This window comes from Streptomyces sp. NPDC002838, from assembly GCF_040295365.1.
GTDB lineage: Bacteria > Actinomycetota > Actinomycetes > Streptomycetales > Streptomycetaceae > Streptomyces.
Genome location: NZ_JBEOVF010000002.1, coordinates 156,643 through 171,304, shown reverse-complemented (window position 1 = coordinate 171,304; position 14,662 = coordinate 156,643). Strand labels below are relative to the sequence as shown.

Here is a 14,662-nt window from a genome sequence, read left to right as displayed (position 1 = left end):
CGGGGGGTGGCTCCTCACGTCGAGGGCAGACGGGCAGGGGGCGGGTCAGAGCGGGATGTTGCCGTGCCGCCGCTGCGGCATCGGCGCGCGTTTGCCGTGCAGCGCGCGCAGGGCGCGGCAGACCTGGGCGCGGGTCTCGCGCGGCGCGATGACGGCGTCGACGTATCCGCGTTCGGCGGCGAGGTAGGGCGTGCCGTGGGTGGCCTCGTACGCGGCGACGAGGCGGGCGCGCAGCGTCTCGGGGTCGGCGGCCGCGGCGAGTTCGCGCCGGTGCAGGACGCCCACCGCGCCCTCGGCGCCCATGACGGCGATACGGGCGGTGGGCCAGGCGAGGTTGACGTCGGCGCCAAGGTGCTTGGAGCCCATCACCGCGTACCCGCCGCCGTACGCCTTGCGCACCACCACGGTCACCTTGGGCACGGTCGCCTCGGCGTAGGCGTACAGCAGTTTCGCGCCGCGCCGGATGATGCCGCCGCGCTCCTGGCGGACGCCGGAGAGATAGCCCGGGACGTCGGCGAAGGTCAGCAGCGGGATGCCGAACGCGTCGCAGAACCGTACGAACCGCGCGGCCTTCTCCGAGGCGTCGATGTCGAGGACGCCGGCGGCGTGCAGCGGCTGGTTGGCGACGACCCCGACCGAGCGGCCCTCCACGCGGGCGAGGGCGCAGATGATGTTCGGCGCGAACAGCTCCTGTACGTCGAGGAGCTCACCGTCGTCGACGACCGCACGCAGGATGTCGCGCATGTCGTAGGCCTGCCCGAGCCGGTCGGGCACGACCTCGTCGAGCCGGTCCCCGGCGGGCGCGGGCACGGGCGCGTATTCCGGAGGCCGCTCAAGGTTGTTGGCGGGCAGGTAAGACAGCAGGTCCCGTACGGTGTCGAGGGCGTCCTCCTCGTCGGCGGCGAGGAAGTGGGCGTTGCCGTTGACGGAGTTGCTCGTGCGCGCACCGCCCAGGTCCTCGGCGGTGGTGCGCTCGCCGGTGACCGTCTCGATGACGTCGGGCCCGGTGACGAACATGTGCGAGGCGCCGTCCACCATCACGGTGAAGTCGGTGATCGCGGGCGAGTACGCGGCCCCGCCCGCACACGGCCCCAGGACCACCGAGATCTGCGGGATCACCCCGGACGCCTGCACATTGCGGCGGACCAGCTCGGCGTAGAGGGCGAGCGAGGCGACGCCCTCCTGGATGCGGGCGCCGCCGGAGTCGTTGAGCCCGATGACCGGGCAGCCGGTCTTCAGGGCCAGGTCCATCAGGGCGACGGTCTTCTCGCCGAACGCCTCGCCCATGCTCCCGCCGAAGACGCTGGAGTCCTGGGCGAACACACAGACCGGGCGGCCGTCGACCGTGCCGTGCCCGGTGACCACTCCGTCGCCGTAGGGGCGGCGGGCCCCGTCTCCGGTGGGGCGGGCCCGGACGAACTGGCCCGTCTCGGTGAAGGACCCGGCGTCCAGCAGCCGTTCGATCCGCTCGTGGGCACCGAACTCCCCCCGTCTTCTCGGCCCGCCCGGAGCCACCGCCAGCGCCCGACGGTGTTCCAGATCGGCGATGCGGTCGGCGGTGCGGTCGGTGCTGAGGTCGGGCACGGACCCCGCCGTCTGCGATGCCGCGGACGTTGTCACCTCTGTCGTCACAGCCACCTCCGAAGTCGCCTTCGAATATGGCAGCGACCGGGGAGGGGGCCGGGTGGATCGGTGTGGCGTTTGCCTGAGGTGAGTGCCGCGGGACGACGGTTAGTCCAAGTGTGACAAGCGGCAGGTTCGTCGAAAGTTTCGAGATCAAGAGCGAATGTCGTCGCCGGATGCCTTTGCTCGAGGCGACTCCGAGCGACCCGTGCGCTGAGCGTTGACGGTGTGAAAGGCCGGTCGTAACGTCTTCCGCACTCTCCGAGGAGAGTTCGAAAGTTTCGAAGTGTCATGACCCCAACAATTGGAAGAAAGGGGACGACATGGTCACCCGCACGTCCATCGGCGCCCTCGGCATGGCCGGGTTACTCGCCGCATCCGGTGTCATCGCCCTGTCGGGAACGGCCGACGCCGCGAGCACCCTGGGATCCGCCGCGGCCGGCAAGGGCCGCTACTTCGGCGCCGCCGTGGCCGCGAACCACCTGGGCGAGGCCCCGTACGTCTCCACGCTCTACACCGAGTTCAACTCGGCGACGCCCGAGAACGAGATGAAGTGGGACGCAGTGGAGCGCACCCGCAACTCCTTCACCTTCGGCGCCGCCGACCAGATCGTCAGCCATGCGCAGAGCAAGGGCATGAAGGTGCGCGGCCACACCCTGGTCTGGCACTCCCAGCTGCCCAGCTGGGTCGGCACGCTGGGCACCGCCGACCTCAGAACGGCGATGAACAACCACATCACCAAGGTCATGCAGCACTACAAGGGGAAGATCCACTCCTGGGACGTCGTCAACGAGGCCTTCCAGGACGGCAACAGCGGCGCCCGGCGCAGCTCCCCGTTCCAGGACAAGCTCGGCAACGGATTCATCGAGGAGGCGTTCCGCACCGCACGCGCCGCCGACCCGGCCGCCAAGCTCTGCTACAACGACTACAACACCGACGGCGTCAACGCGAAGAGCAATGCCGTCTACAACATGGTCAGGGACTTCAAGGCACGCGGCGTACCGATCGACTGCGTCGGCTTCCAGTCCCACTTCAACAGCGCCTCCCCGGTGCCCGGCGACTACCAGGCCAACCTTCAGCGCTTCGCCAACCTCGGCGTCGACGTCCAGATCACCGAGCTGGACATCGAGGGCTCCGGCACGGCCCAGGCCACCAGTTACGGCAACGTCGTGAAGGCCTGCCTGGCCGTCTCGCGCTGCACCGGCATCACCGTCTGGGGTGTCACCGACAAGTACTCCTGGCGCGCCAGCGGAACACCGCTGCTGTTCGACGGCAACTACAACAAGAAGCCCGCCTACACGGCCGTACTCTCAGCGCTCGGCGGCACCGGCTCCGGCGGTGGCGGCGGTACGGCGGCCTGCACCGTCTCCTACAGCAAGCAGGAGGAGTGGAGCGACCGCTTCAACGGCAAGGTGACCGTCACCGCGGGCGGCTCGGCGATCGGCAACTGGACCACGACGGTCACGGTGACGTCCCCGCAGAAGATCTCCGCCACCTGGAACGGCACGCCCACCTGGGACAGCAGCGGCAACGTCATGACGATGAAGCCGAACGGCAACGGCAGCCTGGCGGCCGGGGCGTCGACGAGCTTCGGCTTCACGGTCATGAAGAACGGCAACAACGCGGCCCCGGTGCTCGGTTCCTGCACGGCGTCCTGACCGCCTCCGCTCCCTACGGCCTGGCGGGGCAGCCGCCTCGCCAGGCCAGTTGGGTCGGCGGCGGCGCCCCCCGCGGCCAGCAACGCTGTCAGCGATCGGCGGCTCACGGGCTCTCTTTCCCATGTCGGTGATGCGGTGATGCGGTGATGCGGTGATCGGGCGACGGCGGCCGGCTGCACCGGCCACTGCCCGCATCGCGACGCCAGGAGACCTGGCCGCCGATCGGTGCCTGACAAAGGTCAGGGTGAGCTCCTCTCCAGGACACCGCGCATCGCCGCCGTTCAGACCAGGTGGGCGAAGACGACCAGGTTCTCCGTGTAGTCCTTGGCCGAGCGGTCGTAGTCACCGGCACAGGTGATGAGCCGGACCTGGGCCTGCGGGGTGTCGGCGTAGACGCGCCGGTCGGGAAAGTGCTTCTTGTCGAACGTCTCCACGCTGTCGACCACGAATCTCGCCGTGCGCCGGTCGGCCCTCGTGACGCGGAAGGTGTCCCCCTCCTTCAGCTCACCGAGCTCGGCGAAGACGGCCGGGGACGTCGCCGTGTCGACGTGCCCGGCGATGATCGCAGTGCCCCTCTCACCGGGGGAGGCGCCCTCGGCGTGCCAGCCGACGAGGTTGACGTCGTCGGCCGGCGGGGCTTCGAGCTGCCCCGTCCGGCCGATGGCGAGGGGCGTGAAGGGTGCGCTGACCGAGATTTTCGGAATGATCAGGCGAACGGGCTTCGCTCGCGGCAGATGCTTTCCCGCGGGGCGCCCGGCAGAGGAGGCCGACGGGCCGGCCTGTGTCGTACGCGGCGGACGGGAGGTGTCGGAAGGCGCGGCGGAGGACGCGGCGGAGAGTGCGCCGGACGGCGTGTCGGAGGACGGGTCACGCTCGCCGAACAGGTTCACGGCCAGGACCAGGGCGGCCACGGCGCACAGCACCGTCACACCCGTACGGGATCCACGGCCGGCGGGCGCCGGGTCGTCGGTGGGAGAGGAAGGGCCAGCTGCCATCGGACACCACCTCACTCGGTCACGGCAGCACAGGGGACGGGGCACGCGGAAGGCCGGCCGGGCCGCCACACGGGGCAGGAGTGGCGGCCGCGGCCCCTATCGCGTCCGGCACGGCTCAGGCCGCGTTTCCGACGGACTTGTTGCGGCGCACCGCGTACAGACCGGTGCCGGCGACTGCCAGCACCGCCAGCCCGCCCGCGGTCACGGTCGGCGTGTCGAGCGCGCCGCCACCGGTGTGCATCCCGCCGCGGGGCTTGTCGTGGTCGCCGCCGTAGGAGTTCTCGTGCGCGTCCTCCTTGGAGTCCTTGAAGCGGTGGGAGCCGTCCTCGGAGTCCTTGTAACCGTCCGAGCCGTACTCGTGGCCCTTGGAGCGGTCGGAGCCGTCCTCGGAGTCCTTGTAGCCGTCCGAGTCGTTCCGGCCGTCCTGGTAGGTGTCCGAGTCGTGTTTGGGGTCCTTCGAGCTGCCCCACTCCTCGTCGTTGTTCACTGCGGTCAGTGCGCCGCCACCGGTGTGCATGCCGCCACGTGGCGCGTCGTGCCTGCTGTCCTTGTCGTGCTCTTTGCTGTAAGAAGAGTTCTCGTGGTCCCACTCACCGGCGACGGCATATGCGCCGGGTGTGGTGATCGCGAGGACGGCGGAAGCCGCCCCTGCGGCCAGGAGCATGCGAGTAGGGCGCATGTGACATTCCTTCCGCCTCGGCCGGGCAGCTGGTGCTTCGTCAGCTGAGGTGACCCGACCTCGACGTGATCCACCGTCAACCAGCCGTGGTGATCTCACCACTCAAGGCGCTCACTCGGGGGACCCGCCGCCTCCCGCCGCCCTGCCAGAATCCGAACATCCGCTCGCTACGGTCGGAAGCGGAGCGCGTCCTGTGTGGGGCGCGCGAACTCGGGCAGCCGCTCCAGGATGAACGCTCCGAAATCCGTCGCAAACATGCCACAACAGGTCCGTGAGGAACTGACCCGGAGGCTGCGCAAGAACAAGCGCGCCTTCCGAAAGGAAGACGTCCAGGTCGTCGAGCCGCCGCTGCTCAAGCGCGCGGTGGGTGCCTCCGCGCTCGGCAACTGCATGGAATGGTTCGACTTCGGCGTCTACAGCTATCTCGCCGCCACCATCGGGAAGGTCTTCTTCCCCGGCGCCTCACCGGCCGCCCAGGTCATCTCCTCCTTCGCGACCTTCGCCGCGGCCTTCGTCGTCCGCCCGCTCGGCGGCATGGTCTTCGGACACCTCGGGGACCGCCTCGGCAGGCAGAAGGTCCTGGCCACCACCATGATCATGATGGCGATCGGCACCTTCGCCATCGGACTGATCCCCGGCTACGGCACTCTCGGCGTCGCCGCCCCGATCCTGCTGCTGGTGGCACGCCTGGTCCAGGGCTTCTCCACCGGCGGCGAGTACGGCGGCGCCACGACCTTCGTCGCCGAGTACTCCCCGGACCGCCGCCGGGGCTACCTCTCCAGCTGGCTCGACTTCGGCACCTTCACCGGCTACGCCCTCGGCTCCGCCCTGGTCACCCTCCTGAACCTGATGCTCACCGACGCCGAAATGCTCTCGTGGGGCTGGCGCGTCCCGTTCCTGATCGCCGGCCCGCTCGGCGTCATCGGCCTGTACATGCGGCTCAAGCTGGAGGAGTCTCCCGCCTTCCAGCAGCAGCTGGACGAGCACGAGAAGAGCCTCGCCCAGGAGTCGGCGGGCCGCGAGTTCAGCACCATCATCAAGGACCACTGGCAGCCGCTGCTCATCTGCATGGGCCTGGTGCTGCTGTACAACGTCACCAACTACATGGTCACCGGCTTCCTGCCGACGTACCAGACGGAGACGCTGAACCGCTCCAGCAGCTCCGCCGACGTGCTGGTGCTGATCGGCATGGTGTGGATCGTGCTGCTGATCACCTTCATCGGGCGGCTCAGCGACCGGGTCGGCCGGCGACCGGTGTACGGCGTCGCGGCCGCCGCGATGATCGTCCTCGCCGTTCCGTCCTTCCAATTGATCAAGATGGACGGAACCTGGGCACCGATCGCCGGGGTGCTGATCCTGTCCACCCTGCTGGCCTGCTTCGCCGCCCCGAGCGCCGCCACCCTGCCCGCCCTGTTCCCGACCGCCGTCCGCTACGCGGCCATGGGCATCGGCTTCAACTTCGCCGTCGCCGCGTTCGGCGGCACCACGCCGCTGGTCACCGAGGCACTGGTGCACGTCACCGGCAACGACATGATGCCCGCCTTCTACTTGATGGCGGCCGGTGCCATCGGCCTGGTGACGGTGAAGTTCCTGCCGGAGAGCGCGCAGGTACCGCTCAACGGCTCGCAGCCGATGGTCGGCTCGGAGCAGGAACAGCGGGAGTTGATCACCACGTCCACGGACCTGTACCGCGTCGCGCGGCAGCACTCCGGCGTCCGTTGACCGCTCACGCCAGGACCACTTCCCAGGTGTCCACGGCGTAGTGGACGCTCATCCCGCCCCGCGCGTACAGCTCGGGAGCCCCGGTGGCGTTGGAGGTGTCCACGCCGAGCCCCACGGTGTCCCGCCCCCGGGCGGCGAAGGCCGCGAAGGCGTGCCGCAGCAGGAACCCGCCGAGCCCTCGGCCACGGGCCTCGCGCAGTACGCCTATGCTCCGGATCCATCCCATGGCCTCGCGGTCGTCGCGGGAGAGCAGGAAGCCGACCTCCCCGAGGTCGTCGGTGCTGACGATCCACACCAGGGACCAGTCGAGCCCGTCCGCGTCGATGTCGTGCAGCCACTGGTGGTAGTCGCGCGGCTGGAAGTCGAAGTGCTCGGCGAAGCCGGCCTGGTACAACGCGTGGACACGCCTCCGGTCCGCCTCGCCGGTGCACGACCGCACCCGCACCCCGGCCGGCGCCTCGGGCGGCAGGTCCTCCGCGGTCCGAAGGGCCCGCCGCAGCACGTGATAGCGCCGTACGACGGACCAGCCCCGGGCGCGGATCAGCTCGGTGTCGAGCGTGGGCACCACGTTGAGGTGCAGATGCACCACGGCCCTCCCGGCGCCGTTCTCCCGCGCCTTCTCAAGCGCCCTGGCCTCCATCGCCTCCAGCAGGTTCTCCCCGGCCGCCTGGTGGGCGGGCAGCACATAGTGGTCGACGTCGATGCGTTCACCTTGCGACTCGTCCCACAGGAGCCCGTAGGCCACCAGCAGCTCCCCCTCGAAGGCCAGCCAGGAGTCGCGTTCGAGATCGACGTCGGGACGCTTCAGATCGGCCTCGATGGTGTGCAGGTCGGTCTCGGCCCGGCCGATCTCGATCCGGTCGACCTCGTTGAGCAGGTCGGTGACGGCGGGCGCGTCGGCGAGCACGGCAGGGCGCAGAAGACAGGGCATGGGCGCCAGGATCGGAGGGAAGGCCGGTCACCGCAATGAGTTTTCGTACGGCCGCGCTGAGCGTGGTGGCATCAACAGGAGCCACCGCGCATGCGCGGGCGACATCGCGATGGGCGTCGTCGCCATGGTCATGGTGAAGGAACATCTGCCCTCACCGGCTGAGGGAGCGGCGGCTCCGGCACGGTAGAAAGGACCCATGCCGCAGCGCGAGATCCCCGCGGGGGCCATGGACGACGTCGATGCGGTCACCCGCGCGGTCCTGACGGCCTCGCGGCTGCTGGTGGCCGTATCCGCGCGGTCGCCGGCCGAGGTGGAGGAACGGGTGACGCTGCCGCGGTTCCGGATGCTGGTGGTGCTGTCCACCCGGGGAGCCACCAAGCTGGTCGCCCTCGCCGATCTGCTCCAGGTGGCGCCGTCCACGGCGATGCGCAAGGTCGACCGGCTGATCGTGGCCGGACTCGCCGACCGGCACACCAACCCCGACAACCGCCGGGAGACGCTCCTGCAGCTCACCGATGAGGGCGGCGCGCCGTCGAGAACGTCACCGCCCGGCGGCGTGCCGAACCCGCCGCGAGCGTCGAGCGCCTCGCACCGGGGCAGCGGGCCGTGCTCATCGAGGCGCTCACCGCATTCAACGAAGCCGGGGGAGAGCCCCTCGCCCCGGCGCTGGACGACTCCGAAGCACACTCCCTGGGCTGGACGGTGGGCGCCGCGGTGGCACGCGACGCCTGACCGACGGATCAGCCGGCCGACGGTGCGGGCGTCGGTGACGGGGCGGCTGTGTTGATGTTCAGGTCGGGGCGCGGCTTGAGGACGAGCATCGGCGCTCCCGCCGGCGGCGGAGGCGGTGTGAGCTCCTCCTGGGGCATCTTCGGCGGGCTGGTCTGCTGCAGGTTGACGTTCTCGTGATTGACCAGGCCGGTCTTCTCCAGCACGGTGATGTGGTCCAGCACCGTGTCGTTGGCCAGATCGGCCAGCTGACGGACCATGCTGTTCCTGGTGTTGGCGCGGACCTTGGCGATCGTCGGGAAGATCTGACCGTGGGTCACCCGCATGATGGTGACCGCGGTGGAGTCGAACTCCTTGCCGCTGCTGCCGTCTACGGTCGCCACGAACTGCTGCTGCTGCGGGCTCGCCTGATTGGGAATCGTGACACCGAGCTCGGTCGAGAGCTTGCGGCACATCTCGTCGAGCCCGGCGTGCCCGACGATCAGGTGCTTGCCCGCCTCCTTCATGGCCGCGGTGGTACCCCGCTCCATCACCATCTCCCCCAGTGGGTACTCCCACAGCCCGGCCGCACGCACCTTCACGATGAAGTCACGGTCCGCCTCGGTGAGCGGCCCGTAATTGGTGTTGGCGATGATGCGATCCTGGTTGTTGGCCGTGTTCTCCACCCCGAGCATGGCGGGGTAGGCGAGGGCTGTGAGGGTCAAACCCAGCGCACCGAACACGAAGACGCTCCCCAGCTTGTTGCGGGAGATGGGCATCGGACCTCCTGACATGAGCGGTTCTTACGGCAGGAAGTACGGATGGAACAGCCCGATCCATCATTGCGCTGGGTAAATTTTGCACGCTGCTCTGTGTTGTGCGTCACATGAAGTCAGTGGTGCGGGCCTGGGCAAGGGTTGACCATCGACGAGGACGAGGTGTTCGAGTGGACCCTCGACCGACGATTCCTGGTCCAGCGGACCGAGATCCCGATTCCCGGGGCCCCGGACAGCATGGTCGTCGTCGCGGTCGACCCGGAGACGGGCGCGTACACGCAGCACTACTTCGACTCGCGGGGCGTCGTACGGGTGTACGCGATGAGTTTCGCCGACGGGGTGTGGCGGCTGCTGCGCGAGGCGCCGGACTTTTCACCGCTGGCGTTCCGGCAGCGGTTCACCGGGCATGTCGGTGACGACGGCAACACCATCCGTGGCACCTGGGAGAAGTCGATGGCCGGCTCGACCACGTGGGAGCACGTTCACGCTCACCTACCGCAGGAGCTGTTGAGATGACCTTCAGTGGCTCACCGGTCCGGATCGCACGCGACATCATCGACGCGAACAAGTACATGGTGCTCGCCACCGCCGACCGCGAGGGAGTGCCGTGGAGTTCGCCGGTGTACTTCGCTCACCGGGACTGCCGCGAGTTCTTCTGGGTTTCCTCGCCGCGGGCCACGCATTCCCGCAACCTCGCGGTGCGACCTCAGGTGGGCCTCGTGGTCTTCGACTCGTCGGTACCGATCAGCACCGGACAAGGCGTGTACATGTCCGCCATTGCCGCGGCAGTGGACAGCGCGGACACGCAGACCGCGATCGAAGTCTTCTCCCGCCGCTCGCTCGCCCACGGCGGCAGGGTGTGGACGGCCCACGACGTACAAGGAGCCTCCGGTGTGCGGTTGTACCGTGCGGTGGCTGAAGACCACTCGATCCTCGCCAAGGACGGCCGACCGGATCACCGCGTCCCCGTCGATCTCACCTGACGTCCTCACCGACTCGGCAAGCCCGGCCGCCGGGCACGGCGCTCAGGACAGCGGTGCTGTCGAGCCCCTGATCACCACCCGGCAGGGCAGGGTCTCGACCCCCGGGCGTCGCGCGCCGGAGATCGCGGTGAACAGGGCGTGCGCGGCCGCGCGTCCGACCTGTTCGAGGTTCATGTCGACACTGGTCAGCGGGGGCCGGGAGGCGGAGGTCAGGACCTGCCAGTTGTCGAAGCCCATGACCGCGACGTCCTCCGGCACCCGGTGCCCGCGCTCGCGCAGTACCTCCATGACACCGCGGGCGATCTGATCGCTGCCGCACAGGACGGCGTCCACGTCCGGATGCCGGTCCAGCAGCATCGCCGTCGCCGCCCGCCCCCAGCCCTCCGACCACACCCCGAACCGCGGTTCACCGACCAGAGCGAGGCCGGCGTCGGCGAGTGCGGCCCGGGCACCCTCCGCCCGCTCCCGCGCCGCGGCGTACCCGGGGTCGCCGGTGATGTGCGCGATCCGGGTACGGCCACAGGCGAGCAGATGGTCCACCGCGATCCGGCCCGCGCCGACGCTGTCGGGAACGATGGACAGATCCTCCGGATCCTCCGACGGCGCGTACGCGTAGACGACGGGCACCGGCAGCTCGCGGCCCAGGGACGGACGAGGATCGGTCCGGCTGCCCACCACGATGAGACCGTCTACCCGGCGGCCGAGCAGCGCGCGGACATGATGCTGCTCGCGGATCGCGTCGCCGCGGGCGTCGCAGAGGAACACCGCGACCTCGCCCGCTCCGAAGGCGTCCTCCGCGCCCATGAGGATCGGAATACTGAACCGGCCCTCCAGGTCGCTGGTGAGCAGACCGACGGTGCCCGTCCGCCCGGCCAGCAGACCGCGGGCCACCTGGTTGGGCCGGAACGACAGCCGCTCGGCCGCCTCGATCACCCGCTGCCTGGTCTCCGCACGGACCTGACTGCGTCCGTTGAGAGCCTTGGACGCCGTGGCGATCGACACGCCCGCCAGCCGCGCCACATCGCCGAGCGTGGCGGGCTGCGAACGAGAGGGGCCGGTGGCCTGTGCCATGCGCGTTCTCCTGTCTCGCGTCGCGTGCCGACGCCGTCGAGGGTGGCACGCCGCGCGTAAAACAGTACGTGAAAGGTTTCGGTCAGGTAGCTGCAACGAGTTTCGCCGATTCCCCGACAGCCGGTCCGTGCAAGGGGATTGACGGGTATTGAGCCGGGTTCTAGCGTCTCAGAAAACCTTTTCGGCTCTTTTCCGCCGCTCAGTTCAGTTCAGCGCAACTCAGCTCAGTGCCACCACATCCATCGTCCCGACCGGCAGGCCCGCGCACGGCCGCCGCGACACAAGGGGGATCGAACATGGGGAGCACGGTCGGACCGCGTGGACGCATACACCGCCTCGTCACCGGCGCCATGGCACTGCTCGCCGCCGCGAGCCTGGTCACGGCATGCGGATCGGGGGAGGACGGCTCGGGCGGCGGGGGAGGAGGCGGGGCGGCGGACGCCAAGGGCGTCGACGACGGCACCACGCTGACGATGTGGACGCGTGCGGCGACCCGGCCGCAGAGCGAGGCCCTGGTCAAGGCGTACAACGCCAACCACAAGAACAAGATCGAGCTGACCGTCATCCCCACCGACGACTACCAGGCCAAGGTCGGCGCGGCCGCCGGCTCCCGCGACCTGCCCGACCTGTTCGCCTCCGACGTCGTCTTCGTGCCGAACTACACCTCCAGCGGCCTTTTCGCCGACCTCACCGAACGCGTCGACGCCCTGCCCTTCGCCGACCAGCTGGCCCAGTCGCACATCAAGGCCGGTACGTACGAGGACAAGAAATACGTCGTCCCGCACACCCTCGACCTGTCGGTGCTCTTCTACAACAAGGAGCTCTACCGACAGGCGAAGCTCGACCCGGAGAAGCCGCCCACCACCCTGCGCGAGTGGGACCGGCAGGCGCGGGCCGTGGACAAGCTGGGATCGGGCGTCGACGGCACCTTCTTCGGCGGCAACTGCGGCGGCTGCGGCGTCTTCACCTGGTGGCCGTCCATCTGGGCCGCGGGCGAGGAGGTTCTGAACGAGGAGGGAACCGAGGCGTCCCTGTCCTCCGACACCGCCCAACAGGTCTACGACACCTACCGCGGCTGGGTGAAGGACGAGATCGTGGCCCCCGGCGCCCGCGACGAGACCGGCACGACCTGGACCGGCGTCTTCCCGAAGGGCAAGGTCGGCGTGATGCCCATGCCGTCGACCACCCTGGGTCTGATGCCCAAGGACCTCGACCTCGGCGTCGCGCCCATCCCCGGACCCGACGGCGGCAAGTCGACCTTCGTCGGCGGTGACGCCATCGGCATCTCCACCACCAGCAAGGCGGCCGACCAGGCCTGGAACTTCCTCGCCTGGTCCCTCGGCGACGAGGCCCAGGTCGACGTGGTCGCCGCGCACAAGGACGTGGTGGCCCGCACCGACCTCGCCTCCAACAAGCACTCCAAGGCGGACCCGCGGCTCGTGACCATCAACGAACTCGTGGCGCACGGCCGTACCCCGTACGCGATGAAGTTCGGCCAGACGTTCAACGACCCCAACGGCCCCTGGCTGACCCTCATGCGCAACGCCGTCTTCGGCGACGGCACGTCCGTCGAGAAGGACAACGAGGCCGTCACCGCGTCACTGGCCGACTGAGCGCCCCGGCCACCCGTCCCCGGCACGCCCCTCCCACGTCACCCGGCAGAGGAGAGCCATGCAGGTGAAGGCGCCCGACCGAGCGGCGGCCGAACCCCCGACCCGGCCGGAACACCGGGCCCGCCCGCCCCGTACCTCCGCGCCCCGCTGGCGGTCCCGCAAGGCCAAGGGCCTGGCCTACGCGGCCCCGACGGCCGTGTTCGTAGCCGTCTTCTTCCTCCTGCCCCTGCTGCTCGTCGGGCAGATGTCGCTCAGTGACTGGCCCCTGCTCGCGGGAGACCGCGGCGTCAACGCCCCCGAGAACTACACCGACATCACCGACAGCCCCCTGTTCTGGCCCGCCGTCCGCTTCACCCTCCTCTACACCGTGATCGTCACGGTCGTGCTTCTCGGGCTCGCGCTCCTCCTCGCCCTGCTGGTGCAGGAGTCCCGCCCCGGCGCCGGCTTCTTCCGCACGGTGTACTTCCTGCCCGGCGCCCTGGGACTGGCCTCCGCCTCCCTGCTGTTCTGGGGCCTGTACAGCCCCACCACAGGCCCGCTCAGCCGCATCCTCGGAAAACTCGGCCTCGTCGACGACCCGGTGTCCTTCCTCGGCACGCCGACCTCCGCCCTGCTGTCGACGGTGTTCCTCATCGTCTGGAAGTTCGCCGGCTTCTACATGCTGATCCTGCTCGTGGGCCTCCAGCGCATCCCCCACGAGGTGTACGAGGCGGCCCGGATGGACGGCGCGAGCCGCGGACAGATCTTCCGCTCGATCACGCTGCCGCTGCTGCGGCCGTCCCTCGCCCTGTGCCTGCTGCTGTGTGTGACCGGATCCCTGCTCGCCTTCGACCAGTTCTTCATCCTCACCAAGGGCGGACCGGACAACAGCACCGTCACCGTCGTCCAGTTGATCTACCGCGAGGCCTTCCAGCGGCTGAACCTCGGCACGGCGGCCGCGCTCTCGATCATCGTGCTGGCCGTGCTGCTCCTGCTCAACGTCCTGCAGTTCCGCGGTCTGCGCCGCGCCGACGAGTCATGAGCCGCACCTCATGAGAAGGGACACCACGGTGCTCACCCGAGCCCTCGGCCGGACGCCCCACTACGTCCTCGCCTCAGGACTGGCCGTCATCTTCCTCTTCCCGCTGCTGTGGAACGCCTGGGCATCCGTCAGCGGACAGCCCGGCACCGCACAGGAATCCGGCTACGGCCTCGGCAACTACCGGACGCTGCTCGACTACGACGCCGGCCTGTGGCGCTACCTCCTCAACAGCACCGTCGTCTCGGCGCTGACCGTCGCCCTGACCCTCGGAGTGTCACTCCTGGGCGGCTACGCCTTCGCCCGCTTCGACTTCCCCGGCAAGAACCTGCTGTTCCTGCTGACCCTGGCCATCCTCATGGTTCCGTACGCCACGCTCCTCATCCCGCTCTACGTCCTGCTCGGCAGGCTCCACCTGCAGAACTCGCTGATCGGACTGAGCCTGGTGCTGGCGATGTTCCAACTGCCGTTCGCCACCTTCATGATGCGGATCTCCTTCGAGGCCGTACCGCGCGAACTGGAGGAGTCGGCGCTCGTCGACGGCTGCGGCACCGCGGGCGCGCTGCGCCGCGTCCTCCTCCCGGCCGTGCGACCGGGGCTGATCACCGTGGGCCTCTTCGCCTTCCTCGCGGCCTGGAACGACTTCATCGCACCCCTGATCCTCATCTCCGACAGCGAGAAGGCCCCGCTGCCCCTGGCCATCGCGAACCTGCGGCAGCAGAGCATGGGCGCCGTCGACTACGGCGCCACCGAGGCGGGCGTGGTGGTCCTCGCCGTGCCCTGCCTCCTGCTGTTCCTCCTGCTGCAACGGCACTACATACGGGGCTTCATGTCCGGCGCGCTCAAGGGCTGAAGCGCACGCGAACAGACCACGACCGAAGGGAC

The 14,662-nt window shown here is 69.4% G+C and carries 13 protein-coding genes and 1 pseudogene; 8 read left to right on the top strand and 6 right to left on the bottom strand.

Annotation, left to right across the window (positions count from 1 at the left end):
* Window positions 1–45 precede the first annotated feature (45 nt).
* Complete coding sequence (locus ABT063_RS03415) at window positions 46–1,584, bottom strand: acyl-CoA carboxylase subunit beta (RefSeq protein WP_351055392.1); 1,539 nt, start codon at window positions 1,582–1,584, stop codon at window positions 46–48.
* 362 nt (window positions 1,585–1,946) lie between these two features.
* Here ABT063_RS03415 and ABT063_RS03410 point away from each other — a divergent pair, with 362 nt between their 5' ends.
* Window positions 1,947–3,281 (top strand): glycoside hydrolase family 10 protein, encoded by a 1,335-nt coding sequence (locus ABT063_RS03410; RefSeq protein ID WP_351055391.1) that lies wholly within the window; start codon window positions 1,947–1,949, stop codon window positions 3,279–3,281.
* Between the two features lie 281 nt (window positions 3,282–3,562).
* Here ABT063_RS03410 and ABT063_RS03405 read toward each other — a convergent pair whose 3' ends face one another.
* Together ABT063_RS03405 and ABT063_RS03400 are read right to left on the bottom strand one after the other, a co-directional pair.
* Window positions 3,563–4,276 carry a class F sortase gene (locus ABT063_RS03405; RefSeq protein WP_351055390.1) on the bottom strand — a complete coding sequence of 238 codons (714 nt, stop codon included), beginning with the start codon at window positions 4,274–4,276 and terminating at the stop codon, window positions 3,563–3,565.
* Window positions 4,277–4,391: 115 nt separating this feature from the next.
* Window positions 4,392–4,955: a hypothetical protein gene (locus ABT063_RS03400; protein WP_351055389.1), complete on the bottom strand. Its 564-nt coding sequence runs from the start codon at window positions 4,953–4,955 to the stop codon at window positions 4,392–4,394.
* A 228-nt stretch (window positions 4,956–5,183) separates the two neighbouring features.
* Here ABT063_RS03400 and ABT063_RS03395 point away from each other — a divergent pair, with 228 nt between their 5' ends.
* A complete protein-coding gene (locus tag ABT063_RS03395; protein WP_351055388.1) occupies window positions 5,184–6,677 on the top strand; it encodes an MFS transporter in 1,494 nt (497 codons plus the stop codon).
* 4 nt (window positions 6,678–6,681) lie between these two features.
* Here the strand turns inward: ABT063_RS03395 and ABT063_RS03390 are convergent, their stop codons facing one another.
* Window positions 6,682–7,608: a GNAT family N-acetyltransferase gene (locus tag ABT063_RS03390; RefSeq protein WP_351055387.1), complete on the bottom strand. Its 927-nt coding sequence runs from the start codon at window positions 7,606–7,608 to the stop codon at window positions 6,682–6,684.
* A gap of 196 nt (window positions 7,609–7,804) precedes the next feature.
* Here ABT063_RS03390 and ABT063_RS03385 point away from each other — a divergent pair.
* Window positions 7,805–8,340: pseudogene (locus tag ABT063_RS03385) on the top strand (MarR family winged helix-turn-helix transcriptional regulator).
* 8 nt (window positions 8,341–8,348) lie between these two features.
* On the opposite strand, the gene ABT063_RS03380 reads toward ABT063_RS03385, so the two are convergent.
* On the bottom strand, window positions 8,349–9,095 hold the full coding sequence (locus tag ABT063_RS03380) for a DUF4142 domain-containing protein (RefSeq protein ID WP_351055386.1): 747 nt from the start codon (window positions 9,093–9,095) through the stop codon (window positions 8,349–8,351).
* 138 nt (window positions 9,096–9,233) lie between these two features.
* On the opposite strand from ABT063_RS03380, the gene ABT063_RS03375 reads away from it, so the two are divergent.
* Window positions 9,234–9,608 carry a hypothetical protein gene (locus tag ABT063_RS03375; protein WP_351055385.1) on the top strand — a complete coding sequence of 125 codons (375 nt, stop codon included), beginning with the start codon at window positions 9,234–9,236 and terminating at the stop codon, window positions 9,606–9,608.
* On the top strand, window positions 9,605–10,075 hold the full coding sequence (locus tag ABT063_RS03370) for a pyridoxamine 5'-phosphate oxidase family protein (protein WP_351055384.1): 471 nt from the start codon (window positions 9,605–9,607) through the stop codon (window positions 10,073–10,075). Before ABT063_RS03375 ends, ABT063_RS03370 begins: the two co-directional genes overlap by 4 nt.
* A 42-nt stretch (window positions 10,076–10,117) precedes the next feature.
* Here ABT063_RS03370 and ABT063_RS03365 read toward each other — a convergent pair whose 3' ends face one another.
* Entirely contained in the window at window positions 10,118–11,146 is a 1,029-nt protein-coding gene (locus tag ABT063_RS03365; protein ID WP_351055383.1) for a LacI family DNA-binding transcriptional regulator, read from the bottom strand.
* 296 nt (window positions 11,147–11,442) lie between these two features.
* On the opposite strand from ABT063_RS03365, the gene ABT063_RS03360 reads away from it, so the two are divergent.
* The 3 genes from ABT063_RS03360 to ABT063_RS03350 are packed head-to-tail and all read left to right on the top strand — an operon-like array spanning window position 11,443 to window position 14,630.
* The gene (locus ABT063_RS03360; protein WP_351055382.1) at window positions 11,443–12,759 is read left to right on the top strand and encodes an ABC transporter substrate-binding protein; all 1,317 of its coding nucleotides are present in this window, start codon (window positions 11,443–11,445) and stop codon (window positions 12,757–12,759) included.
* Between the two features lie 58 nt (window positions 12,760–12,817).
* Complete coding sequence (locus ABT063_RS03355) at window positions 12,818–13,780, top strand: carbohydrate ABC transporter permease (protein WP_351055380.1); 963 nt, start codon at window positions 12,818–12,820, stop codon at window positions 13,778–13,780.
* A gap of 28 nt (window positions 13,781–13,808) precedes the next feature.
* A complete protein-coding gene (locus ABT063_RS03350; RefSeq protein ID WP_351055703.1) occupies window positions 13,809–14,630 on the top strand; it encodes a carbohydrate ABC transporter permease in 822 nt (273 codons plus the stop codon).
* Window positions 14,631–14,662: the final 32 nt, after the last annotated feature.

Bases quoted from the DNA above. Each gene is read 5' to 3' on its own strand.
- ABT063_RS03410 (WP_351055391.1), top strand. From the start codon at position 1,947: ATGGTCACCCGCACGTCCATCGGCGCCCTCGGCATGGCCGGGTTACTC.
- ABT063_RS03405 (WP_351055390.1), bottom strand. From the start codon at position 4,276: ATGGCAGCTGGCCCTTCCTCTCCCACCGACGACCCGGCGCCCGCCGGC.
- ABT063_RS03400 (WP_351055389.1), bottom strand. From the start codon at position 4,955: ATGCGCCCTACTCGCATGCTCCTGGCCGCAGGGGCGGCTTCCGCCGTC.
- ABT063_RS03395 (WP_351055388.1), top strand. From the start codon at position 5,184: ATGAACGCTCCGAAATCCGTCGCAAACATGCCACAACAGGTCCGTGAG.
- ABT063_RS03390 (WP_351055387.1), bottom strand. From the start codon at position 7,608: ATGCCCTGTCTTCTGCGCCCTGCCGTGCTCGCCGACGCGCCCGCCGTC.
- ABT063_RS03380 (WP_351055386.1), bottom strand. From the start codon at position 9,095: ATGCCCATCTCCCGCAACAAGCTGGGGAGCGTCTTCGTGTTCGGTGCG.
- ABT063_RS03370 (WP_351055384.1), top strand. From the start codon at position 9,605: ATGACCTTCAGTGGCTCACCGGTCCGGATCGCACGCGACATCATCGAC.
- ABT063_RS03365 (WP_351055383.1), bottom strand. From the start codon at position 11,146: ATGGCACAGGCCACCGGCCCCTCTCGTTCGCAGCCCGCCACGCTCGGC.
- ABT063_RS03360 (WP_351055382.1), top strand. From the start codon at position 11,443: ATGGGGAGCACGGTCGGACCGCGTGGACGCATACACCGCCTCGTCACC.
- ABT063_RS03355 (WP_351055380.1), top strand. From the start codon at position 12,818: ATGCAGGTGAAGGCGCCCGACCGAGCGGCGGCCGAACCCCCGACCCGG.